Annotated in this window: 1 protein-coding gene; it reads right to left on the bottom strand. The window is 64.2% G+C overall.

Translation table 11 applies throughout. The features are described 5' to 3' along the window. Positions 1 to 1,262, bottom strand: a 1,262-nt coding sequence (locus tag ON31_RS28405; RefSeq protein WP_039818032.1) for a (Fe-S)-binding protein, incomplete at both ends; no start/stop codon positions are given.

The following is a 1,262-nucleotide window of genomic DNA, read 5'->3' as shown; positions in this document are numbered from 1 at the left end:
AGCCCGCCCTTCATGGCCAGACCCTTACCACCGGGAGCCTTCGCACCACCCTTCATCCCCAACCCGCCACCGGCAGGCTTCACCGCAGGCGCAGCCGGGGCAGCAGCCTCGGCCGTCACCGGCTCGGGCTCGGGCTCGGGCTCGGCGACCGGCTCGGGTGCGGGCGCGGACTTGGGCTCCTGCACCACCTTCAGATTCTCGCTCAGCGTGGCGGGCTCGACCCGGTCGATGGCCTGCAGCATCAACTGCGCCACATCCACCACCTCGACACCCTGACCGACCTCGCCACCATCCTTACGCGCGGTCACCCCATCGGTCAGCATCACCCGACAGAACGGGCACCCCGTCGCGATCATCGACGGCTCATTACCGCCGGACAGCGTGTCCAGGGCCTCGTCGACGCGGTCGATATTGATCCGCTTGCCGAGCTGCTCCTCCATCCACATCCGCGCACCACCGGCACCACAGCACATCGACCGCTCACCGTGACGCGGCATCTCCACCAGGGTCGAGCCGGAGGCGTCCATGAGTTCACGCGGCGCGTTGTAGATCTTGTTGTGCCGCCCCAGATAACACGGATCGTGATAGGTCACGTTCTGCGCCACCGGCGACACCGGGATCAACTGCTTGGCGCGCACCAGCCGGTTCAGCAACTGCGTGTGGTGCACCACCTCATAGGTGCCACCCACCTGCGGATACTCGTTGTTGAGCGCGTTGAAACAGTGCGCACACGTGACCACGATCTTCTTCTTCGACTGCTCCACACCCTCGAACACCGAGTTCAACACCTCGATGTTCTGCATGGCCAACTGCTGGAACAGGAACTCGTTACCCGCACGCCGCGCCGAGTCACCGGTGCAGGTCTCCTCCTGCCCCAACACCATGAACTTCACCCCGGCAGTGGCCAGCAGCTCGGCGACGGCCTTGGTGGTCTTCTTCGCCCGGTCCTCGTACGCGCCCGCACACCCGACCCAGAACAGGTATTCGTACCCGTCGAAGGACTCCGCGTCCTGCCCGAAGACCGGGATGTCGAAGTCCAGCTCATTGATCCAGTTGAGACGGTCCTTGGCGTTCTGACCCCACGGGTTGCCCTTGTTCTCCAGATTCTTGAACAACCCGGCCAGCTCCGACGGGAACTCCGACTCGATGAGCACCTGGTAGCGGCGCATATCGATGATGTGGTCCACATGCTCGATATCGACCGGGCACTGCTCCACACACGCACCACAGGTCGTGCACGACCACAACACCTCCGGATCGAT

This window comes from Nocardia otitidiscaviarum NBRC 14405 (assembly GCF_000308635.1).
Classification (GTDB): domain Bacteria; phylum Actinomycetota; class Actinomycetes; order Mycobacteriales; family Mycobacteriaceae; genus Nocardia; species Nocardia otitidiscaviarum.
This window is presented reverse-complemented; position numbering and strand designations above follow the sequence as displayed.